We start from the raw sequence: 23540 nt of genomic DNA, 5'->3' as shown, positions 1-23540 counted from the left end.
ATATAATTACGAGAGTTTTGTACATTTAGAATAGCTTTAGAGGGCTCTAGAAGAAGGTAAAAAATTTGCCCTTTTCTTAAATAAGAAAAAGGCAAATCAATTTTATGGGTTTAGTCGTTTATTAGTTGAGTATCAAATTAACCCCTGCACTTATACCCCAGTGACCTCCAGAAGTGGTAATTGACAAGTTGGAACCAATATCACCGTTCTCTGAAGTATAACCTGCACCAAAAGCAAAAGCAGATTGACTACGCCATAAACCACTACCAAATGCGATTGTTAATTTTCCAGGAATATCACTATAGCGCAAACCAGATACCGCTAAACCAACAGCTGCTGCTTGTCTTGCCTCTTTTCGGACATCCTCAACAGCATAACTTAATGTCGAAAACTTCATATCCGTATACGAATTAGCCTCATTAACTCCATCTTTTACAAGGTGAGAAACTTTCTCATCCGTATACTTTTTGGCATTTTCAAGCACAAAATCCATCTTATCTTTTAATTGACCTCCATTAACCGCTTCTTTCGAATCTTTTTCAATCTTTCCATCGTCTACATTGTCTATTAATACTGGAGAACTGTCATCTACACCAACTAACGTCACTTTATTGGTCTTTTTACCTGATTTATCTTTATCATATTGTACAGATCCCTCCGTAACTTTATTTTCAATATCCTTGACCTGATCTGTAATCATCTGCTGGGTTTCCCAAAGCTGACCTCCATTCACAGCTTCTTTAGAATCTTTATCTACCTTGCCATCCTCTACATTGATAATCTTACTGGAACTCTTAACACCCTGATCATCAGCGTGAGAGGCATCATAGCTTCCTTTTTCTTCATTCCAATTCAGACCATTCGAAGAAGCATCCTTTTCAACTTCTTTTATACGATCGTTGATAGTGCTCATGCTGTCATTAACAACATCAAATGCTTCAGAGACACTGTTATGCTCCTCTTTATCACCTTTCGTACCATCCTTATTAAAGACCTGAACGTAGAATTTGGGTCCTTGCCAGTTTCCTTCCTTATCATAACCGGCTCCTCCACCAAAATATGTGGCAAATGTCCTTTGAAGAGTATAAATCTGACTACCATTAATCGCATCCGTCGAATCTTCTGATATCTTTCCTTCTGCAAGGAACATGATCTTGCTGTTGCCTTTTTTACCTTCTTTCTCATGCTGTGCTACAAACGCACCGGCATCATCACTCCACAACAACGCATTTTGCTCAATGTTTTCTGAAATCTCATTATGAAGATTCTTGAAGACCTTATTGACACCGGCAAACGCGGCTGCAATGCTATCATAATCCTCCTCTTTAAAGCTTCCATCTTCTTGGAAAGTCATTATCTTGAAGCCTGGGAGAACCCAGCCATCACCATCATACTTAGCATCACCACCAAAATACTTTGCTAGCGACTGATTCAGATCATAAATCTGTCCACCATTAACCGCATCACCCGAGCCTGATACTATAGAGCCAGCCGCAAGTGATGTGATCTTGCTTGCTTTTCTGTCATCACCTTCCCCATGTAGGGCGACAAAAGCACCCTCAGCCTTGCTCCAAGATAAAGAATCTTGTGCAACTCCTTCTGAGACTTCCTTAATACGATCGTTAACATTCTTGATATTATCATCAAGTCCTTTAAAGGCAGAACCAATATCGGTATGCGGTTTATCTGTTACTTCACCATCTTTATCAATACTAGATAAATTATAAGTTGGCCCTTTAAAAGCACCATCCTTAAATTCAGCATCTCCACCCAAGAATTTTGCTACATCCGTTGAGTTTTCCGCAATCGATCCTGCGGCTACATTATGCAACGCAACAGGTGTAGCATCCTTCCCTTTACCAAAAGTTACATTTGTATAATCAATTTGATCATCTGTTGTTTTATCGTAAAGAACAACAGAAGAACTATCAGACAGAAGGGTATCAGAAAGATCCTTCAAACCTTTATCAAATTGTTCTTTGTTCACAGCTTCATTGTCTTTTTCTGCCGCCTTCACACCAGAAAAGGTTCGATCCTTACCGCTCTTGTTTGCGATATTGATTTCACTACCTTCTACTCCTTTACCAATGTTGATAACATCTTCATTTTTTGTAACAAGAAGATTACTGATTACATCGCTGATCGCATTTTGAACCCTTGTGAAAAGTTTCCCCACACCTGAAAATGCATCTGATACATTCTTATAGCTTGATTCAGCTTCAGTGCCATCATCATTGATAGTTTTGAGCTTAAAATCAGGAACATTCAATTCCCCATCCTTATATTCAGCGTCATCAGAAAAATATTTTGCAACTTTATCACCCAGTGAATAAAGCTGGGAACCATTTACTGCATCCGTCGATTCTTTCGTAATATCTCCTACAGCAAGCGATGTGATCTTGCTTGCTTTTCTGTCATCACCTTCCTCATGCAGAGCTACAAAAGCTTTGTCACCATCGCTCTAAGATAAAGAATCTTGTGCAACTCCTTCTGAGACTTCCTTAATGCGAGCGCTCACATTCTTGATATTGTCATCAAGTCCTTTAAAGGCAGAACCAATATCGGTATGCGGTTTATCTGTTACTTCACCATCTTCATCAATATTAGATAATTTATACTCTGGGACTTTAAAGTTTTTTCCATCAAAGGATACATCTCTACCTAAAATTTTTGATAAATCCTCAGTGATTGTATGAAGCTGATCGCCATTAATCGCATCACTCGAAGCTGATATTATAGAACCAGCGGCAAGCGATGTGATCTTGCTGTTTTCCTTTTCTCCATCTTTTTCCCCATGCTTGGCTACAAAGGATTGTGTTTTACCATCCCACAACAGAGCATCGCCTTGGACAGATTCTGTGATATTCGTGACTTGTTCTTTAAAGTCATTAACGATGTTCTGCACATTCTTATTCACACTCTGGAAATTCTTATCAATTCCGTCAAAGCTCCCGCTACATTCTGGTAGGTTTGTTCTTCAACTTCATTGCTCTCTAAGTTGAAAATTTTGAGTTTGAAGGTTGGTTTGTTCAATACGCCATTCTTATACGTAGCATCGCCGCCAAAATATTCCGCAACTTTATCGCCCAGTGAATAGAGCTGGGAACCTGTTATAGCTTCGTGCGAATCTTTCTCTACCTTACCATCAGCGACATTAACAATCTTGCTCGCATCCTTCTCACCATGAGCGGCATTGTAGGCACCACCATCACCTACACTACCATCCCAATTTAAACCATTCGAAGAGACGTCCTTTTCAAATTCCTTTATACGAGCATTCACATTCTTGATATTATCATCAAGTCCTTTAAAAGCTTTTTCAACGCCTTTATATGGTTGTTCCCCTTTTACAATCCCATCTTTATCAATATTGGATAATTTATACTCTGGTACTTTAAAGTTTTTGCCATCAAAAGATACTTCACCACCTAAAATTTGTACTAAATCCTCAGTGATTGTATGAATCTGATCACCATTAACGACATCTGTCGAATTTGCGTTAAGATCTCCACCCGCAAGACCTGTTATTTTTTTACCCGCAGCATCAATACCATCCGCTATTACTTTGGGGCCATTCTCAATGGTTAACCCCGTTTTATCTAAAGTGACGTCTTTTAATTTTACGCTGTTTAATGTGACATCTTGTGCCAAATCAAATGTTATTTTTTTGTCTTTACTTTCTCTTGTATCACTATTTTTAATCTCAAAGTTTTTGCTTCCAGAGACCAAATTTAATATATCACCCGGCTGAAAGCCTGAAACAGCCTTATTATTAAGAGAAAGTGTCCATCCTTGTGCTACAAATTCTCTTAATTTTTTCAGCTGCGCAATGTTGACGGCATCAGTGTCTGCATAACCCGCTGCCACACCTGTAAGCTGTCGTGTTATCTTATTCGGAGTATCACCAACACTAAAAGCTCCTTGAGTGCTCTTCCATATCACACCATCATCTGTTGACTTGGTATCTATGGAAGGATCATAGCCAACAATGGACGCTGAGTTACGAGAAAAAGATTTATAACCCACAAGCAACACCACCAGTAATACCAGCTTGTACTTGTGCATTTGAGCCCAATGCAATACTATTTTCAGCAGATGCATTTGAAAGTCCACCTAACGCAATACTATTTTCGGCATTTGCCACTGAAAAACTACCTAATGCAATACTATTGTCGGCAGCTGCATTTGAAAGCTTCCCTAACGCAATTCCTGCATCCCCTTTTGTCTTTGATCCAATACCTATAGCAATACTTCCTTGCCCACTTTCTACCTCACTGGCAGCAATTTTAATACTCTCCGATTCAGCATTCCATTTAAAGACACTATCATCGGTAGCTTTTTTAATCTCATTGTAAAGATTTACATAAGACTTATCCATACCCTCAAAGGCTTTTGCTACATTCGGAAAACTTTCTTCTTCAATCTCATTTGTCTTAGGACTGAACGTTTTAATTTTGAACTTTGGATCATCCCATTGGCCATTCGTAAATTTACCACCACCGCCTAAATATCCAGCTATCTGGGTCGCGACAACATTTAACTGACTACCATTTATCGCGTCTTGTGAATCTGCACTAAGATCACCAGATGCAATACCAGTTACCCTTTTATTTCCAGCATCAATACCACCAGTGGTTATTTTCGGACCATTAGTAATTACTAAGCCTGTTGCGTCTAAGGTACTATTCCCCATTTTTGCACTACTCAACGTGACATCTTTAGCAAGATCGAATTTTAGCTTATTGTCTTCTTTGCCTTTTGTTATATTAAGATTACTACTCCCAGCCGAAAAATCTACTCCGCTATCCATAAGAACAGTTGTAGCATTTTTATCTCCAACAGAGAGTTTCCAACCGTTTTTTCTTACAACTTCTTCTAAGTCTCTTAACTGTCTAACATTAACTGCATCGGCAACATCAGAACCAGCTGCTACGCCTGTAATTTGGCGTTATACCATTAGCAAAATCACCAACACTCACTGCGCCCCACGTACTTTTCCATTGCACCTCGGTGTTTTTTGCAGGACCCTGCAATATAGAAGTATATCCCGGAACACCAGCAACCCTATCGGATATAGAATCGCTTCCTAGAGCAACGCCCCCTGCCACTTTCACCTGCGTTTTAAAGCCTAAAGCTGTACCGGACTCCTCCTCCACCCGTACAAAACGACCAACAGCAACCGCGTCATTCTTTAGTGCAACTATATCTGCACCAACAGCAACGGATCCACCTCTATGGATCTCCGAATTAGAACCTATGATAACAGATGCCGCTAGCTTTTGACCTCCTCCAGCTAATACCACCTTCGCTTTATAATCAATAACAACACTATCCACGGTTTTCGCATCAACGCTTTCACCAAAAATGACATTATTTCCTGATACATCACGCTGTACATCTTCATTACGTGTCATGCTTGCAATGAGATCTTTTCGCGAGAAATCAGATACATCAAGAGTCACTGCCTCCTGTCCACTTGGAGTGGAAGATTGAGTTGTAAAACTATTGTCCATAAAAAACTGTGGATCGACGATAAATTTCTTATGTTGATCTTCTGGACTTAATGTGTTTTTTGATAACTTATTGTCATCGATTTTTAAAATATTCGCAATAGAATTATCATCAGCTACACCAGTAAGGGTTTTGGTTAAAAAATTTTTGTAGCCGCTTAAAGCATTAACTTGTGATCTCAGTACTATATTCAACATTCTTATATAATTATTTTTTGAGCCATTGAAAGAACCCAAATTACTTCTCTTGAATCACGATTGTTCGAAAGAGCAGGAGAAATAGTGGTAAAAGTGCCGCTATTGAAGTCAAGGATAGAACTTTAACAAAAGGAAAACGAGAAAATTTTAAATCGCTCCCTGCTAATTTTGTATATAATTTTTTCATAATGAACTCCCCAATGAAAAAATAACTATAAACACAAAAAAACACATTTAAGCGCTATGAAGCTCTCTAAGTTTGGTTTTTCTAAACATATTCAAAAATTTAGTACCTGATTGATAAAGATAGAGAAGTTGTGTTTTTATGTTTTATGGTTAACGTGTTTTGCTCTTTTGCATTTCCTAAGAAGATAAATTTTTTGTAATGGTTGGTTTTTTTTAAATTTAAAATTATTGCTTGTTTTTTGCAAGGGGTGGAGTTAGTTTAGTATATTGTTTTTATAACTTCCTCCAGTAAAATTGAAATACTTTTAAATATATACTTTTATCTTACTAGAAAGTTTTTTAATAGATTTCTAGAGAGTATGAGGTTTTTTCTATTTGTAGAGTGCTACAGATTTTTTATATTTAAAAATTAAAGCAGAAAATAATGCACTTATAATTTATGAAAAAACTCATTATCTTATTTTGAAATAAGAAGTTTCACTTTGGTGAAATTGTATGGTTTTTTGTTTTTTAAACCTGTGTTTATCATTATAGCCCTTATCAATATATATTTACATATGTAAAAACAATTCACCCCTGCCTCATGAGACAGGGGTGAAACGGGATTTTTATGTATTTTGTTTATTATCAGTTCAATGTCATGTTGAATCCTGCACCTATACCCCAGTGACCTCCAGAAGTTGTTGCGGATATGTTAGAGCGATATTTTCCATTTTCTGAAGTGTAACCTGCACCAAAGGCAAATGCAGATTGGCTACGCCATAAACCACTACCAAATCCAACGCTTAATTTTCCAGGCGTATCATTGTAGCGTAAGTTAGACACTGCTAAACCAATCGCAGCTGCTTGTCTTGCCTCTTTTTTCACATTCTCAATACTATAGTTTAAAACATCAAACTTCATATCTGTATATTGCTTAGCCTGATCAACAGCATCATCAATCGCATCAATCACAATATTATTAACCCGTTGATCTGTATACTGCTTCGATTCATCGAGAATAATCTTCATCTGTTCTTTAGTATAGTCATGGAGTTGACCACCATTTACAGCTTCTTTCGAACCTTTTTCAATTTTACCATCAGCTACATTATCAATTATAACAGGTTCACCAGGATCGCCGCCCGCTAATGTGATTTTATTGGTTTTTTTGCCATCTTCATCTCTGTCATAACGAACAGCGTCCTCAGCAATATCGTTAACTTTATTATCAATATTGAGAACTGTATCACCAATATCAGCAATCGTATTGGAAATGTTATCAACTCTGTTGGTAAGATGCTTAACATCTTTTTCAACACCAGTGACACGTTCATTGGTCTCCCAAAGTTGTCCACCATTAACTGCATCTTTCGAACCTTCTGCAATTTTACCATCAGCTACATTGATAATTTTATTCGGCTTACCATCGCGACCAGCATCATAGGCTTTTTCTTTATCATTCCACTTTAAAGCATCTGAATCGACCTTGTTGATGACATCATCAATACGGTTATTAATATTTGACATATTTTTATTGACGTCACCAAAAGCATCAGCGACATTATGGTGCTCTTTCTCAACAGTCGTACCATCAGCATTGACTTGAACAATCTTAAAAGTAGGATCTGTCCATTTGCCATTCTCATATTTAGCACCGCCACCGAAATAATTAGCAAGCTGGTTGCTCATGAAATAAAGCTGGTTACCCGTAATGGCATCCGTTGAACCATCCGCAATCTCACCATCTAAAAGATATTTCAATTTGCTCTTTGTCTTCTGCCCATCTTTTTCATGATGTGCAACAAATGCTTCTTCTTCTTCATCCCACAGTAAAGCATCTTTAGAGATACCTTCAATTTTCTGATTAAACTCATTAGATACATTTGTTAAGCGTTGATTCACATCTTGAACATTTTTATCAAGACCTGTTAAAGCTGAACCAACGTCATAAAAATTAGCCTGCCCGACCTCACCCTCTACAATAGCCGATAAAGTATATTTCAGCCCTTCAAAAGCACCGTTAATAAACTTTGCACCACCACCAAAAAACTTTGCAATATCTGCTGATATTTTATTAATCTGACTACCATTGATTGCATCGTGGGAATTTTCAGAAATGCTGCCATTTTTCACGTTATGAAGAGCAACTGGTCCGTTGTTCTTATCACCGCCCAAAGTTACACTACCATAATTAACACTATCATCGTCATTCTTATCATAGAGAACCGCAGCAGCAGTTGCTGTCTCAATATCTTTAGTAATATCCTTTATGCTTTTATCAAGTTGATCTTTGTTAACAGCTTCATCACCCTTCTCTGCTGCCTTAACACCAGAAATCTTGCGTGCTATCTTGCCAATGCCTGCAACATTGATCTCAGTACCAGCTGTATCCTTACCTATGGTAACAGGCGCTGACACACCTCCCTCTTGTTTAACAAGACTATTCTCTGTCACATTATTAATCTGATTATAGATATCCGTGATAGAATTATCGACACCCGCAAAAGCATCAGAGACATTATGGTATTGTTTCACAACAATATCACCGCTTTCATTACGTCGAGAAACTATGAAAGTAGGCTCTATCCACTCTCCATCCTCATAACTAGCACCACCGCCAAAATAATTTGCAATCTTATCGCCCATCGCATAGAGTTGGGAACCATTTATTGCATCTGTTGATTCTTCTGAAATATCGCCATTCAAAAGGTCGGTAATCTTACTATCTGTTTTACGTCCGTCTTTTTCATGATGCGCAGAAAATGCTTGTTTACCATCATTCCAAAGTAAAGCATCTTGAGACAACTTATCAAATTTATTGTCTACATATTGTATATGTTTATTGACATTTTTGATATTGACATCAAGTCCTTCAAGAGCCTCACCAACATTGTAAAAAGTCTTCTGAACGACATTACCGTCTGCAGAAACTGTAGATAAATTATAATTTGGACCTACAAAGACGCCATTTTCAAATGCTGCATTCCCACCAAAGAAATTCGCAATATCTCCAGATATCTTATTAATCTGACTACCATTTATTGCTTCTGTTGAACTTTCAGAAATTTCACCATCTTTGACACCTGCAATGATCCGCCCTCCATCAGTACCTGTGATATCAATTTTTGTCCCGTCTTTTTCTTTACCAATGGTAATAAGCTTTTCGCCCTCATCCCATTGAACAAGACTATTGCCTGTTGCATTGTTAATCTGCGTGTAAATATCCGTGATAGAAGCATCAACAGCCGCGAAAGCATCAGTTACATTGTCGTGTTTTGTATCCTGAACAGTAAAAGTCGGTTTGAAGCCATCAATTACATCTGTCTCACCGCCCAAATATTTTGAAATATTATCAGCATAATTGAAAAGCTGATGACCATTTATTGCTTCTGTTGAATCGGAACTGACTTTTCCAACTGCAACACCAGAAATAATTCGATTTTCGTCATCATTATTTGCAACATTGATTTCGATGCCATCTTTTTGCGCACCAATGGTAATAAGCTTTTCGCCCTCATCCCACTTAACAAGACTATTATCTGCTATTTGATCCTTTATTTCATTCAGCTGTGAAACATTTACGGCATCATTCTCATTAGTACCCTTTTGTACTCCTGTAATTTTTGTATTGGCAGCATAGATACCACCCTTGGTCATGTTTGGACCGTCCTTGATCATGAAGCCAGCATTACTCATTCTGCTATCCCCTGTTTCTACACGACCAACTTTAATATATTCGCTTAAATCAAAGGATACGTTATTGCCTTCACTTTTGACAATTTTTACATTTGTATTCTCACTCTCATTATTATCATCGTCTTTCTGCTTAACTGCAACAAAATTCACCGTACTACCAGCTTTAACATCTGTAGCTTCCTCACCATTGACAGAAAGCTTCCAGCCTGTTGCCATCCCTGCTGTAAAGTCTTTTAACTGCTTATAATTTACTGCATCGGTATCGTCTTCTGCTTGAGCTACTTTTGTGATTTTTTCATTGCCAGCATCAATACCATCAAAAGCAATTCTGGGTCCCTTATTACCTTCAAACCCAAAGCCATCATCACTCATAATGCTTCTGCCTGTAGTGACACTCGTCAATTTAAGATTATCATTTAAAGAAAATGTGACTTTATTATTGTCTTTTTCAATTTTAATATTTTTGCTTCCATCCTCACTCGCACCCGCAACAATATCTACTGTATTCCCAGCTTTAACATCTGTAGCATTGTTACCATCAACAGAAAGTTTCCAACCTTGTTCTGCAAGTGTTTTTACATCTTTCAACTGTTTATAATTTACAGCATCGGTATCTTCTTCCCCTGCTGCTACTCCTTTAATCGTTTTATCACCAGCATGAATGCCATTAACAGTTATGCTCGGCCCATTACCACCTTCAAACCCAAAGCCAACAGCACTCATAACGCTTTCTCCTGTTGTGACAGTCATTACCTGAATATCATCAGCCAAACCAAATTCTACAGTGTTGTCATCGTTTTTGGTAATGTGGATATTCTGGTTATCTTCATCACCAGCTGATTGCAAATTTACAACATCGTTTGGACCAACAGTCGTAGCACCTTTACCATTAACAGAAAGTATCCAGCTTCCTGCTTTCGATATCAATCCTTTTACCTCATTCAGCTGTGCAAAGTTAACTGCATCGCTATCCTCCTCCCCCGCTGCCACTTTTGCAATTCTTTTATTGCCAGCTTCAATACCTTCAAAAGTTATTCTTGGCCCCCCTCCAGTAAACAGAAAGCCGTCATCACTCATAACGCTTCTTCCTGAAGTAACACTCGTTACTTTAATATTATCAGCCAAATCAAATATTACATTGTAATTATCATCTTTTGTAATCTTGATATTCTTGTTGCCTTCCTCACCATCTGATTGCAAATTTAGCGTATCATCTCGGCCTACAGTCGTAGTATTTCCACTGTTGACAGAAAGTTTCCAACTCGTTTGAGCTGCGTCTTTTACAGCTTTTAGCTGTGCATAATTTACAGCATCAGCATCAGTTTCTCCATCTGCTACTCCTGTAATCTTTTTATTGCCAGCAGAAATACCATCAACAGACATTTTTGGACCATTACCATCAACAAACATAAAGCCATCATTACTCATAATAGTTGTTCCTGTAGTGACTCTGGTCAATTCAAGAGTATCACTCAAAGTAAATTGGATTTTATGCTTATTCTCTGCAGTGTTTTTTGCAATCGTTAAGTTGGTATTGCTCGTTGAAAAATCTATTATATTGCCTGGATTCACGTCTGTAAGATCTGTATCATTAGCAGAAAGTTTCCAGCCCCCTCCCCCTGCTATGACATCTCTCATAGCTTTTAGTTGCGCCACGTTTACCGCATCCGTATCTTTCGATCCAGCTGCAACTCCTGTAATCTGCCGCGTTAGCTGGCTTTGACCATCTTTACCATCAACTTCACCAATACTAAAAGCCCCTGCAGTGCTTTTCCATGCTATACGGCTATCTGTCGTCGGGCCATTTAGATAAGGGTCATAACCAAAATCACCCTTTTCTCTATCAGAGACAGATCCCCCCCCTACAGCAACACCATCAACAACAATTACATGTGCGTTTGCACCAATAGCAACTGAATCTTCCGTTTCAGCATAGGTATGCGTACCTATAGCAATCGCGTTTTCTCCCTTTGCTGTTACTTTTCTGCTAGCCTCTGGAGTTCTGTCAGAGTCCCTGCTCCCTATTGCAATAGAACCTGACCCCAAAGCTTCCGCTTCTGAACCTATAGCAATTGCATAATTCTTTTCTGCTTTTGTCTTAGTCCCTAAAGTAACGCTATTTTTACCAGAAGCGGTTGCAAGTCCACCAATAGCAACCGTAGACTCTCCCGATGCTTCTGATCCCATACCCATAGCAACACTTGCTTTTCCAGCTGCAAGTGCAGAAACACCAAAAGCTTGTGCTCCACCAGCTTTTGCGGTTGCACCAGCACCAAATGCCGTTGAATAATTCCCTATTGCAGAAGAACCACAACCGGTAGCAAAAGAATAAACACCATAAGCCTCAGGCATAGCGTTAGCAGTACCACCAGTAGTAAATGCTGACATATAACCACCAGAGCCACCAGAGCCATTCGTAATCCCCTCACTAACCCAAGCCTCTTTTTCAGTAGTCGTGCCATAAGGATAACGATTTTGAAAAGCTTGATCGTTTATAAATCTATTATACTGCTCTTCTGCAGTTATTTTATCAGCACTCCCCTCTTGTTGCTTTCCTCCACGTCCAATAACATTATCTACACCACAATAATCATCATCACCAGATAAAACAACACTCCCATGACTACCATATGGATATACCACATTAGGACCAGGTGTACTTTGACTCGTCCCTCCTACTATTGCAAGATTGGCAGCAAAAACAGGAGAAACACTCGATAAGAGTGTAGCCATTGCCGCGCTAAACGAGACAGCTTTAATTAAATTTGGTGTGGAATATTTTTTTTTCATAAGAACCTCCTCCAACAGAGTTCAACATCATCACAACGCGTGAAAATACATATGGCAAACCCCTTAGTTTGCGCACTTCAAAAACCAATAAATCAAGACAAAACCCTTCCATTGACACCGCTATTTATTACGGCATCACCCTAAAATCTTTGCAACAACATCGAATCTAGAAAAGTCCCCAACCCTTTTAGCTAGAGGGATTCAAGCTAAAAAATAAATAAAAACACAAGACTTTGAAAAAATAATGTAATCTCCATTCAAAACACTGCGATTTATCTCTTAACAAAAATAGTTTCACTAAAGAGCAATTCTACTTTTTAAGTAAAGCGCCTCAGAAGAATGGCAAGAGTGTAAAAATAATTTTTTATAAATTTACAAAAATACTTCTCAATAAATTAGCTGTTCTTAGAAGCACAAATTTATGATTCTTTTTAACTTATAGCATAATGTAATGGAAGACGATTATCATAATGACCTCACTCTTTTCTGCGAGGTAAGCTGTTTCAATATATGATACATATCTTTGAAAAAAATCTTTCTTAATATAATGATGCACGCTCTGTAAAAAGTTTCAACGTGCTCATCTCATCATCTTCATAAAAGACAAAGCGCACCTATAAATAGTCTTTTGTTCTTCTCTCTTATATGTCTGTTATCCTTCTATAGGAAAAAAACATCGTTATTGTATTTTCACTGTTGTATAAATTTTTTTGTATTACTAACTGTAATTCTTTTTATAAGAAGTTTTATCTTTATTAGAGCAATACATTAATTTACAATGATAATTTTTCATGTTGAATAAGAAACCAAAAAATCGTGAGATTTTCTTATTTCAAACTTATTTATACAATAAAAAATCAAAAAAGTTTTATTTTTAAAAAAGGCTTTTCATTCGTATCTTATGACGTTTCTAGATGTGGTTTTCAGATTCGATTTTACGCTTTAAATGCAATTTTAAAAGTGGCAAAGTGGCTTCAACTTCTTCCATATCATTGAGGTTTTTAGTAAGCTCTTGCAATTTTCCATAAAGCTCTGCTGCTAATTCCGCAACATCTTCAGGAGAAAGGTCTATTTTTGCATCATGATAGATCGTATAAATTAAATGTCCAAGCTTTTTCACCAGCCCAGCAGGAATCGCTTGCGGTTTAAAACCAGCTGCTTTCGCCTTCGCTATATCTGAAAACATCTCGCCATTGCCCGTTACAAGCCAATCTAATGAAACACTACAAATTTCTTGATATTTGGAGAACGCAGAAGCTATAAGCGCAGAAGCTATAAGCTCACTTATACCAGTTTCATAAGTTCCTATAGAACCAGCAGTGATACCAAGATGTTCAGCAAACTGCTTACGCTCTGTAAAACCAAAAGCGGGATGCACTTCACGAAAACATTTTGCCAACTTAGTTTTAGGTTTTGCTTCCGGACGAGCCAAAAAACGCTCCAAAATTAATATAATTGCTGATTAAATAATTATATTGATTTATATCTATCGTTACTGCCCCTTAAGAAGAGCAGTTATCACATACATAACCCCACAAAAATGGATGTTACAGCATCCGTTTAAGCAGGAGCGAAATTTATAACAATCACAGAAAAAATGCAATCGCCGCGGCATTTTGCTGAGCTGCGCCCCTGTAATATAACCTTGGCAAAACTCAAGCCTATCAGAGGCTATTTTCCAGAGTTAAAAACATTTTGACACAGCCCAATGAAAAAACTAAATACGCCACTGCCAACTCTATCAGAGTTGCACGCCAAGCCAATTCTTGCCAACTGCTTTCTCAAAAGTCCTAGTCATATTCTTTCAGAAGCAAAAGCCTAATACGATTCTCTTCATTTCATGCTGTGCAATATACCACTGAAATCTTATTACAAAAATATGCAAATGCATTTCCCATAGGTTTTTATAAGGTAAAAAGTTTATCAATGTCTAAAAATCAATATAAAATAGGCAAAATAATTGGTATTCTACAAAAAATAAGATTATCACTCGTTATTAAAAAGTTAGACGTTTACAAACCATGTTTGCTTATTTTATATATTAATGGCACTGATTTAGCTGTAATTGGCAATAGAGATTTCAGGGTGTTTGGTTTATCATCAGAATACTCCTCCTCTACGCACATTAAAAGCCTTTTGGCAATGTATTTTAAATGCTATAAGTTCTGTAGTAAACACATTGCCATCCATATTTACAATTGGGGGCTTCAAAATCCTGGATTAATAAAGTCTTTAATAGACTTTGATTTAAAAACGCGTATTTTGCAAAAAATTAACAAAACCATGAGGTTCGTATACATGGCAATTCTAAGTGATGATAGTGGAGTGATACTTAAAAAAGCTGCATGGAAAACCGCAACGCGGAGGAATTAAGCATGACCTCTTTATGCGATAAAGAATTATCTGATACACTGGTTGGTCTTTATCACGACTATCAACGCGGTTTCGACATTGGAGAAGAACTTAAATTGTGCGTGGATTTGGCGTTATCTCTTGAATTGGAACTCACTATTCACCGTTTAAGTGAAACAGATGCTGTTTTAAAAAAAGAGATTGTACAAACCTTGCATCGTCGCAGAAATCCCCATTCCAATGAAGATGAAATTGATACAATTTTTCATATGGATTTTAAAAAACAAAAATAATGCAACACTCTCCTTGTACGATGAGATATTATCTCATCGTTTTACTTTCTACTACGCTTAAATAAAAAAACTTTCAAGAAGATTTAAAGTGCTGCGTTTTCGTCTGCTTAACAACAATGAAATGAATTAAAGAAACGCAGCAATTCTTTTGGATTATTATCAAAAAATAGAGAATATTCTCTAGCGTACATCAATTTATGCTTTCTTCATTAAACACCAACTTTTACATTTTCTCATTCCCCTTTAAAAGCAAAATATGAAATATGCTGCAGCATCAATGTTTATAAAATGGCGTATATTACCACACTTAAATGTAATTTATTGTTTTTCATGTCTATAAAACAGCACTATGAGTATTCCAACAAACGCAACAATGCTTTGAAAAAATATATCGATTGAGGTGATATGCTACTGTTATCGCTTGCCATAATGAGATAGACTCCGAGGATCAAGCATCCAGAGATACCATTAAAACTTGCCTGCAATCCTCCTTGGTATTCAGGATCACAAGAGAGTTGTGATAAAGAAATCGAAAGAGCCCAACTCGAAAATCCAAATCCAATCATAAAGTAAACACGAAAAACAACAAAATTGTGTGTATTAACAGATAGAATAGCAAGGCCTATAGCCATAAAACTAATAAAATGGCTGATGTTTTCCTTATGGACAAAATTTTATAAAAAAGTGGCGAAAAAATGTATCTGTCAATACGCCTATAGAATAAAGCACTTCAAATACAGCAAAAGCCCTGCTATCCGCTTTTAAAACTTCTTGTATATAAGAAACGAGTATAACAGGAATAGTCATCAAAAGAGTCATAATAATCATCTGACTCATATAAAGTAAAAAGAGCTGGATTCTGTATAATTCTCTCACCAATTTTGCTGGTTTTGATTTTTAGATCTTCGGTTTTTAGGTACCTTCATTGCGAAATTAAATAAACCAGCAATAATAAAGAATATACCACCTATTAAAAGAGTTCCTTTTGTTCCTTTATAGGACAGTATCAATCCACTTAAGTCCATACCTACGATAGTGCCAAATTCATAAATCATATCGATGGTCACATTTGTATTGATGAGCTGTCCTTCAGCACAATACTTTGAATTAAAGAAACAGGAGCAGTGCCATCAATTGTTATAAACCACTCATCTATTTCTGATAAAACTTGATATAATTCATAAGCTTTTTCAATAAAAGAGAGTTTTTCTTCGTATTTTAAGTTTAAACCATCCCTTTTCTGCAACCATTCCAGTATAGTAATGGGCGATAAATGAAGATAAAATGTAATTAGAATAGATTAATTTAACTACACTTTCAACAAAAAGCTCTCGAGCATAAAAATAAGCAAGACTAGAATAAACATATCGATCGCTAATTAATAAATTTTGCGATGACGTTAAGGAAGGTTCAGTAATTTCAAGCGTATATTTGCGTCTATCTGTCGCTACTAAGAGTGCTAAAAGTAACGGATCAATTAGCTTTTCCATTATCTAACTAGTCTCTAATTTCTGGATTATTTCTAGACCAATAACTGGGTTAAGGTTTGTATTATATGTTTTTCTGTTGAGTAATGGCGAGCACTTTCTTTTGTTTGTGTTGTCTTGCCACTCCCATCAAGCCCGCATAAAACAATAAAAGAACCAGAAAATTTCTTTGGAGTCCAAATGGAATTATAAACTTTTTTATCAAGATACATTTTGTCTACATACTCTCCATAAGTTAAATTGTTTTATGTCTCAAATCTCTTAATATTTAATAAGGTGTTTTTTAACTCGTCTCTAAACAGAAAAACACAATACTCCCGCATTTGTATAACTTATTAACTTTATGATAAATGGCGGTATATAAACTTAGTTTTAAGATAAAGTTATATTTTAGACAACTTAAAGTATTTGTAAAAAATATATTTTTTGTTCACACTACATAACCTACCATTTTCTAAAGAATTCTAGTAGAATTTCTGAGGATTACTCCTATAACGTCGTTTAAGCATATAGAAATGAGTTCGCTCTAAGTATATCATTGCCCCCCTCAGAGCTGATACTGAATTCCACTACATAGGAATCTAATGAAATCAACTCTATCTTTTCTCAGACCACTGCCACGCTATAAGCATTTGATATTCGATTCCATCAAAAGCAGCAGAGCAATTCTCGGAAAACATCGCTGAGATATTGAAATATACCTTGCAAAAACGTTTGAATCAAATGTTTCACTATATTTTTCAGTATATTCATAAACTGAAACTAAGAATATTATAATAAGCCTTCAAACAACGATAACGTTCAAATCAGCTGTAACAAAGCCTCCTAAAACTGAACCAATAATACCTCTCTATGAAAAAAACTACCACGTGAAGGCTTTAATACAACCGCACACCTTAGTGCTAATGCCATAAATGTCTCTAATAGATAACGAAGTTTGTTGTCACAACAACATCTAACAACGATCAATAGCAAAACGTCAACCTTGAGTATAAATAAAATCAACTTGAAAGTGCAAAATATATCTCTAGGACATAGTTATGTTCGTTACCTGGCTTTCCCCTTATTGGCAAGCACCCGCAAGAGATGCAGTAAAAATACCAGCCTCCATCGCTACTCATTCTCCTGAAAATAAGCTATCACTACCATAAACATCAGCGTTCAAATTTTTTCCACCGAAAAAACTTGATATGCCCAGTAATATGTGTGTGTATTCATTATTTGTAAACATGTGTGCTGATTTATAATACTGCGTGTTTTTAATGGGGGATGATGTGCGCAACCAACTGATGTTTCGGTTTTATGGGCTTATTGTCCTCCTATATCTTTCTGATATGGTTCTATTCTTAAGTAATCTTTGGAATGCTTATTGCATAACATCCTCATCGGTTTTTCTAGGCGTAACCAGGGCTTTGGGCACCCTTACGCCCTATCTTTTGAAAAAAGTAAACTTGTGCGCATTAAAGCCTCACTGCGGTTGGTCAATTTATACAAAAGGCGGATCATTATCTATAGCCTTCTTTTATTGATTGCTCTTTTCCATTATGCTGATTCCCCCTTTGGTTTTGTTGCTGTCTCTATGGTTATCTCTCTTTGATTACCTTAAGCACACTCAAGACTTATAATACTAAACTAGCACTTAGTGGTTATATTAGCGCCCAAAAGACTTCCCGCATTATGCAAACAGTGGTGCAAATTGACATTTTGGGAGCAGCACTGCGTGGTTATCTCTTAGAAGCAACCCAGCCCACAAGGGGCAAGCGGCTGAAATCGGCTATAATGGTTTGATTGTGGCTATTTGTGTGTTTGACATCATTATAAGCCTTATAGCCGGATATATCATCTTTTCCGGTGAATATAACGCTACAGATACCACACCATTTGCAACCGATAAGAAGCCAGAACCTACACCGCAAGCGGATGGACTCTCCCGTGAGCTTAAACTTTTATACGTCTGTATAGGACCTATTGGCTTTCATATTTGCACTTATAATACGCTGGCAACCATTCTTTTTCAGAATGTGAAAAATTTTGTCTCTGAATAATTAGGAGCTTTGTAAGTACGGTTGCGGGCGTGGGCGCTTTTTTGGCTGCTTTTATAAAAATCCCTCGCCTTGAATTTATTCTCCCAGCCCTTATGTTGAGCGTGGCTGATCTTATTTCAGCACCACACAATCGCCCTATTTGGCTGTGGTTTGTTGCTTTTTATTGGCTTTTCAATGAATCCCATGCGAATTAATGCCCGCAAACATACGATTGAAGCGACCAAAACAGAGGCTCAAGCAGAGCTGGTGGGAAACTATAGCAGCATATGCTTTATACTCTCTCCCAATCGGTAGGTTATGTCATCCTTGGTCTTCTTACAAGCTCTGCCCTTATGGGGAGTCAAGCAGCTGTTCATCTTCTACCCCTTATAGGGTTGATAATCTTTATTTATGTTCTTTCCCTTTTATCATAGTGGAACAAAGTATGAAAAAACCTATTCTTATTGTCGACCCTTTCTCCACGGGTGCCCTCTATATCCCTGCTTTGCAAAAATTTAGGCTATGCTTGTTATGGCGTTGTCTCTCCACAAGCTCCTTTTTCACACTATATACTTTCTTATCAGGGAGAGGGCATGGTAGAAGCAAAACTTCATAATGTAGATGAGATAAACAGATACGCTTTCCTATCAGCGCGATAGAGGCCGTGGTGGCAGGTGCCAAAGGAGGCATTGATTGTGCAGAACAATCGGCGGCTTATTATGATTGCCTTGAGAATCATCCCTCAACCACCGATTGGCGAGGGAAAAAGGCAGCGATGCAAAAACACCTTTGTGAAAATGGTTTATCTTACATCCGATAAAAGATTCTTACAAAAGACGATTGTACTCTCGATGATTTTGAAAGCTACAGAGGCTATGTGGTAAAGCCGAATGATTCTGGTGGAAGCGATGGTGTTTTTGTTTTTCTCCGGCCTTGAGAAAGTGGCGGCATGGTCCTCTAGAATCGACTAGACGCAGAAAAATATTTTTGGTGCACCTAACGAGGTTTATTTGCTCCAAGAAAGCTTGAAGAGAGAGGAATACATCGTCGATACCGTTGTAAATGGAGAGGCTATAAAAATATGTAGTTTATTATGATATAAAAAGGTATTCATAATGGAAGTGCTTTTGTTTATGAATCCCTTGATGTGCTTGATGCTCAAGCCCCCTTTATGCCTCTCTTATCTCTTATGCAAAACAATGCATTCGCGCGCGAGGGATTGAATATGGACCCGCGCGCGCATATGGAAATCATGCAAACAGCTCGTGGTCCAGTGATGATCGAAGTAGGAGTCCGCCTCCACGAAGAAATTGCACCCACCTTGTTCGCGCATTGCTATGAAGATGATTCACTTGAAAGCTCCGTTAAACTTATTGCAGGAGTGTTTTCGCAAACACCAAGTCGCTTTAAGAAAAAAGGGCGTATTGTCTTTCTTATCAACGAGATCGATGGTCATATTATAAAAGATGGATGTTAACTTATGATGGCAAAAGCTTCATTCTTGGGAAAATGTGGTTGATTTTATACTCTTATTAAAGAAAACGAGCCCCTACCCCTAAACATCGATTTAAATACCTGCCCAGAGCTATTATAGCAATTTGGGGACGGGAGTGATGATGAATTATCAGCTTTGGAGAGGATCATTCGTAGCAATTTTTTATAAAATACAACAATTGAGAAAAAACATGGATTCAGCAGCGCAAATAATTGAAAATATAGATAAATATGAAAAATGAAAGCAAGTCATTTTTAAAGAATTCGATGCAACCATGAATACCACAATTAGGACTTTACCCTGCCTATCCGGTGTAAATGGATACTCAAAAAATATGCTTAGATTTGGGTTCTACGACAAGTTGACCGCAAAAAATATGATGGGAGACCTGATAACTTATTGCGATAACTATAAAATTTTGGAAAGAACATATCTTTTGTTGCATTCGAGGAGCCTGCCCCCATACAAAGTATCGAAGTTTATAGAGAAAATTCTGGTCTATACTTAAAGATTTGCGAGCTCTTGACGACCGAGAATGACCTAAGCATATACCAAAAAATATGGACAATCGTCTATAGGAGTTCTGCTTTCATGGCGACCCTATGTTCATAGTTTGCAATACCTCATCTCATATAAACAGAGTTAAATAAGTTCTACATTTATGTTAACTTTCCAGCCTAGGTATTTTTTCTGATCTTCTCGCTACAAAACAAAAAGCAAAAAATGCATTCTCGTTGTAGGAAAAAAGACTGAACCTTTTGATATTATAACAAAATCTCTTTTTAGGAAAATATGTCGAACCCCCAAATAGAGAATGGACGCAATACTTCCTGCAAGATGATAATATTCAATCCCTACCTTGCCCATATCATCTAATGGAGCACGATAATGACTAAGTTTTCTAAAATTAAATTAAATAAAAATATTTATGATATATTAAAAATGATGCTGCCAAAACAAGGCTCGATAGAGATAGAACGGGATTTTCCAAAAAATACGATTGGCATATTCACAAGGTCGATGAAATTCTCTTAGATTATAGAGGGAGGATTAGAATTTTTCTATAGCGAAAAACGTATAACCTATACACTAGGAGATATTATGCATCTACCTGCTAATACAAGGCACAAATCAATTGCAGCAGATGTAGGATGCATATATGCATCTTCTACAGAAAATCTCACTATTGGAGATAGGTAAACTGCACGCTCTTTAATGGATTCTTTCTCATGAAGGATTTTATTCTTTTATTCCTGCTTCCCATAATGTGCCCCTAGATTCTGCGGAAGATAAGGCTATGAAGTTTACCGACTCTGCCCCAAACCAACGTAGAAACTTTTTAGAAACTGCATTTTACAGCACAAAATAGAACGTTGGAGAATATTTACATTCAAACTTATAGATGAAGGAGGGATAGATATTAAACGAACCATCAATTAGTGGCACATCTTGATAGATATGAATTCGCTTTTTACAAAGCTGAAAACAATCTATACCATTTAAGCTTTTTCCTGACAAAAAATCGCTAAGAACGTTATTCTTTAGGAATAATAATGGATAAAGCTTAACGGATTAAACAACAAGGAAATAATTTTGTTTACAGCTTTATTATCGAGCATTTACAGATGGATTCTAGTATTATCTCTATCTGGAACTCCCTACAGGCATGAAGCAGAAAAGTTATCAAGCATACTTAGTATACCTATGACAACTGCTATTACCATGAGTGATGGCTCTAAAATGTAGATGGATTTGAACTTTTAAATAATTTTTTAACTCTTGCATCACTTTACTTCTATAATTTTTAAATAATATTCAATAACTTAAGTAAAATAAATATTTTTATTTTGGTTTTGGTGTGTTGTTAATTTAATCGCAATTGGAATTTCTGGCTTATGTTTGGGGAATGTGTTGGCCCACTATGAAGGCTTTATAATTGGGTTTTATAGTCAAATTATTTGCGCTTGTTTATTATCTTTCTTATTATTTATGAACAATCCGGTACTTATTTTATTTGTATTTTTTTTACTTTCTCTCTTGATGAGAGCTGATAACCCGAATAACAAAAGTGCCTTGAACCAGCTTGTTCCAAACCCCAAACAAAAAGCAAGTATGTTTGTATTTTATACCAGTTGCTGTTAATTTTTTATTATTATTTCTCCATTGCTTATATATTTTATAATTACGCATTTGGGGCACAAAATAGCCATAGCCTCTATTGTATTTATTTATCTTTTGAATGTCAGCTTATAGTTTCGTATAAAGTCTATACAACAAATAAACAGAGTAAAAGAGCTATTAAAAAGCCATCTCAAAAAGCTTATGGAGTTGGTTTTATGTGCCTTTGGCGGATTTCTGCATTGCGTTTTTTAACGATTAATTGTATTTCGAATAACTTTCTCTAAACGGGGACTGTTGTTCTATTGCCACTTGTTCTTGTATCTATAACATCAGATAATATAAAATTTACAGCTATTCAAAATTCTATTTTTGCTTTGTAAGCACTGGGTTTTGTGGTCAATGGTCTTATCTCATCCTATTATTTACAGAAATTTCCATCTTTAATTCGTTTTTTTGTATGGGAAACACCAGCTTTTGCAGTGATCGCAATCTCTTTTGTTTTATATTTAAATTTTACTCAATATTCCCTTTATATTATTGGTTTTTTTATTAGGGATTGGGCAATTTTATTTTAGGATGTCGGGAATAACAATTGCTCAAGCTGTCACACCTAGTGAAAATTTGGCCGAGGTAATTTTGGTAGGCGATGCCAATGTGCGCATCATAACAGCTTTATTCTCTATTGTGCTTTTATATGCAGGAAAATTTTTTTCATTTTCTATATTATACGTCTTGTGTATATTTATAGGTTTTTGCGCCCCTTTATTTATTTTACACGGACTATCTATTTACATACAAAGCTTAGAAAGAAAGCGCCGCATGAATGATATTCAATTATTATATTACGTCAGCCTTTTTTTGAGTATCGTATAGATAAAAATTTTGTACAAATATTCATGACATTAATTTTAAATGAGCACATTGCGTGAGAAAAGCTGAGGTGCTCGTTACCTCTCATGTGGATAAAGCGCATTTAGCCCGTTAATCAATGGAATTGCAAATAGCATTATGATCACCATTAATTCTGAAGCTCTATCAGAAGTTAGTGATAATGGCAAAAACCCTTTAATGATATTTGAAGAGATCGTTTATGCTAAATCAGGTTATCTAAAGATCGAGAGGAAAGGAGCTTAGAAATATAAAATTCATGGAAATTCAACAGCAATTTCTAGGTATACATAATGACAGGCATAGATTGGCCCGAACTGGTCAATTGCAAACAGTAAAAAATCCTGAAAATACTGAGCTTTTTAAGCTATGTCATATCAAGCATATGACAGTTCGTTTTAAATTAATGGCGGAGAGGAAGAGAGCGTTATATTTATATATAATCAATAGGTTATATATAAGTTCGGGAGTTTTGATTCCGCTGATTCTTTTAACTTATTTTCCACCTATCCCTAACT

General features: G+C 36.6%; 19 protein-coding genes and 3 pseudogenes. 9 read left to right on the top strand and 13 right to left on the bottom strand.

Annotated elements, in window-relative coordinates; all coding sequences use genetic code 11:
* Positions 1-121: 121 nt before the first annotated feature.
* The 10 genes and pseudogenes from ACFIJS_RS09370 to ACFIJS_RS07370 form a co-directional block, all read right to left on the bottom strand.
* Positions 122-1228: pseudogene (locus ACFIJS_RS09370) on the bottom strand (YadA-like family protein); the annotation flags it as partial.
* Between the two features lie 171 nt (positions 1229-1399).
* Positions 1400-2398: pseudogene (locus ACFIJS_RS09365) on the bottom strand (hypothetical protein); the annotation flags it as partial.
* Between the two features lie 63 nt (positions 2399-2461).
* Positions 2462-2917 carry a hypothetical protein gene (locus ACFIJS_RS07405; protein WP_375650950.1) on the bottom strand — a complete coding sequence of 152 codons (456 nt, stop codon included), beginning with the start codon at positions 2915-2917 and terminating at the stop codon, positions 2462-2464.
* Positions 2914-4026 (bottom strand): hypothetical protein, encoded by a 1113-nt coding sequence (locus ACFIJS_RS07400; protein WP_375650948.1) that lies wholly within the window; start codon positions 4024-4026, stop codon positions 2914-2916. The genes ACFIJS_RS07405 and ACFIJS_RS07400 overlap by 4 nt, the downstream gene beginning before the upstream one ends.
* Positions 4016-4810, bottom strand: coding sequence for a hypothetical protein (locus tag ACFIJS_RS07395; protein WP_375650947.1), 795 nt, complete (start codon positions 4808-4810; stop codon positions 4016-4018). The genes ACFIJS_RS07400 and ACFIJS_RS07395 overlap by 11 nt, the downstream gene beginning before the upstream one ends.
* Positions 4811-4888: 78 nt before the next feature.
* Positions 4889-4942 (bottom strand): annotated as a pseudogene (locus ACFIJS_RS07390) (hypothetical protein); the annotation flags it as partial.
* Positions 4917-5708, bottom strand: a complete 792-nt coding sequence (locus ACFIJS_RS07385; RefSeq protein ID WP_375650946.1) for a hypothetical protein — start codon at positions 5706-5708, stop codon at positions 4917-4919. The pseudogene ACFIJS_RS07390 and the gene ACFIJS_RS07385, both read right to left, overlap by 26 nt.
* A gap of 40 nt (positions 5709-5748) precedes the next feature.
* Positions 5749-5895, bottom strand: a complete 147-nt coding sequence (locus tag ACFIJS_RS07380; protein WP_375650944.1) for a hypothetical protein — start codon at positions 5893-5895, stop codon at positions 5749-5751.
* Between the two features lie 626 nt (positions 5896-6521).
* A complete protein-coding gene (locus ACFIJS_RS07375; protein ID WP_375650943.1) occupies positions 6522-12362 on the bottom strand; it encodes a Vomp family autotransporter in 5841 nt (1946 codons plus the stop codon).
* A gap of 910 nt (positions 12363-13272) precedes the next feature.
* The gene (locus ACFIJS_RS07370; protein WP_375650942.1) at positions 13273-13794 is read right to left on the bottom strand and encodes a transcriptional regulator; all 522 of its coding nucleotides are present in this window, start codon (positions 13792-13794) and stop codon (positions 13273-13275) included.
* A gap of 494 nt (positions 13795-14288) precedes the next feature.
* On the opposite strand from ACFIJS_RS07370, the gene ACFIJS_RS07365 reads away from it, so the two are divergent.
* On the top strand, positions 14289-14735 hold the full coding sequence (locus ACFIJS_RS07365; RefSeq protein WP_375650941.1) for a hypothetical protein: 447 nt from the start codon (positions 14289-14291) through the stop codon (positions 14733-14735).
* Between the two features lie 2 nt (positions 14736-14737).
* The gene (locus ACFIJS_RS07360) at positions 14738-15007 is read left to right on the top strand and encodes a hypothetical protein (protein ID WP_375650940.1); all 270 of its coding nucleotides are present in this window, start codon (positions 14738-14740) and stop codon (positions 15005-15007) included.
* Positions 15008-15354: 347 nt separating this feature from the next.
* On the opposite strand, the gene ACFIJS_RS07355 is transcribed toward ACFIJS_RS07360, so the two are convergent.
* The 3 genes from ACFIJS_RS07355 to ACFIJS_RS07345 form a co-directional block, all read right to left on the bottom strand.
* Positions 15355-15639 carry a hypothetical protein gene (locus ACFIJS_RS07355; RefSeq protein WP_375650939.1) on the bottom strand — a complete coding sequence of 95 codons (285 nt, stop codon included), beginning with the start codon at positions 15637-15639 and terminating at the stop codon, positions 15355-15357.
* Between the two features lie 558 nt (positions 15640-16197).
* Positions 16198-16497, bottom strand: a complete 300-nt coding sequence (locus ACFIJS_RS07350) for a hypothetical protein (protein WP_375650938.1) — start codon at positions 16495-16497, stop codon at positions 16198-16200.
* A gap of 32 nt (positions 16498-16529) precedes the next feature.
* Complete coding sequence (locus ACFIJS_RS07345) at positions 16530-16706, bottom strand: hypothetical protein (RefSeq protein WP_375650937.1); 177 nt, start codon at positions 16704-16706, stop codon at positions 16530-16532.
* 1241 nt (positions 16707-17947) lie between these two features.
* Between ACFIJS_RS07345 and ACFIJS_RS07340 the strand changes: the two genes are divergently transcribed.
* From ACFIJS_RS07340 to ACFIJS_RS07310, 7 genes are all read left to right on the top strand, one after another.
* Positions 17948-18091, top strand: a complete 144-nt coding sequence (locus ACFIJS_RS07340; RefSeq protein WP_375650935.1) for a hypothetical protein — start codon at positions 17948-17950, stop codon at positions 18089-18091.
* Positions 18088-18282 carry a hypothetical protein gene (locus tag ACFIJS_RS07335; RefSeq protein ID WP_375650934.1) on the top strand — a complete coding sequence of 65 codons (195 nt, stop codon included), beginning with the start codon at positions 18088-18090 and terminating at the stop codon, positions 18280-18282. Before ACFIJS_RS07340 ends, ACFIJS_RS07335 begins: the two co-directional genes overlap by 4 nt.
* Positions 18283-18284: 2 nt before the next feature.
* Entirely contained in the window at positions 18285-18539 is a 255-nt protein-coding gene (locus ACFIJS_RS07330) for a hypothetical protein (protein ID WP_375650933.1), read from the top strand.
* A gap of 29 nt (positions 18540-18568) precedes the next feature.
* Entirely contained in the window at positions 18569-18733 is a 165-nt protein-coding gene (locus tag ACFIJS_RS07325; RefSeq protein WP_375650932.1) for a hypothetical protein, read from the top strand.
* A 452-nt stretch (positions 18734-19185) separates the two neighbouring features.
* On the top strand, positions 19186-19338 hold the full coding sequence (locus ACFIJS_RS07320; RefSeq protein WP_375650930.1) for a hypothetical protein: 153 nt from the start codon (positions 19186-19188) through the stop codon (positions 19336-19338).
* A 405-nt stretch (positions 19339-19743) separates the two neighbouring features.
* Positions 19744-19995 carry a hypothetical protein gene (locus ACFIJS_RS07315; RefSeq protein ID WP_375650929.1) on the top strand — a complete coding sequence of 84 codons (252 nt, stop codon included), beginning with the start codon at positions 19744-19746 and terminating at the stop codon, positions 19993-19995.
* Between the two features lie 3286 nt (positions 19996-23281).
* A partial coding sequence (locus tag ACFIJS_RS07310) for a hypothetical protein (RefSeq protein ID WP_375650928.1) occupies positions 23282-23540 on the top strand: 259 nt, incomplete at its 3' end.

The sequence above is a fragment of the Bartonella sp. OT172YNZD genome (genome assembly GCF_042193725.1).
Taxonomy (GTDB): domain Bacteria; phylum Pseudomonadota; class Alphaproteobacteria; order Rhizobiales; family Rhizobiaceae; genus Bartonella; species Bartonella grahamii_A.
The sequence above is the reverse complement of the archived record's forward strand: the minus strand, read 5'-3'. Positions and strand labels throughout refer to the sequence as shown.

Excerpts from the sequence above, each read along its gene's own strand:
- ACFIJS_RS07395 (WP_375650947.1), bottom strand. The coding sequence starts at position 4,810 with ATGGATAGCGGAGTAGATTTTTCGGCTGGGAGTAGTAATCTTAATATA.
- ACFIJS_RS07385 (WP_375650946.1), bottom strand. The coding sequence starts at position 5,708 with ATGTTGAATATAGTACTGAGATCACAAGTTAATGCTTTAAGCGGCTAC.
- ACFIJS_RS07380 (WP_375650944.1), bottom strand. The coding sequence starts at position 5,895 with ATGAAAAAATTATATACAAAATTAGCAGGGAGCGATTTAAAATTTTCT.
- ACFIJS_RS07375 (WP_375650943.1), bottom strand. The coding sequence starts at position 12,362 with ATGAAAAAAAAATATTCCACACCAAATTTAATTAAAGCTGTCTCGTTT.
- ACFIJS_RS07365 (WP_375650941.1), top strand. The coding sequence starts at position 14,289 with ATGTCTAAAAATCAATATAAAATAGGCAAAATAATTGGTATTCTACAA.
- ACFIJS_RS07360 (WP_375650940.1), top strand. The coding sequence starts at position 14,738 with ATGACCTCTTTATGCGATAAAGAATTATCTGATACACTGGTTGGTCTT.
- ACFIJS_RS07355 (WP_375650939.1), bottom strand. The coding sequence starts at position 15,639 with ATGGCTATAGGCCTTGCTATTCTATCTGTTAATACACACAATTTTGTT.
- ACFIJS_RS07350 (WP_375650938.1), bottom strand. The coding sequence starts at position 16,497 with ATGGAAAAGCTAATTGATCCGTTACTTTTAGCACTCTTAGTAGCGACA.
- ACFIJS_RS07345 (WP_375650937.1), bottom strand. The coding sequence starts at position 16,706 with ATGTATCTTGATAAAAAAGTTTATAATTCCATTTGGACTCCAAAGAAA.
- ACFIJS_RS07315 (WP_375650929.1), top strand. The coding sequence starts at position 19,744 with ATGGACCCGCGCGCGCATATGGAAATCATGCAAACAGCTCGTGGTCCA.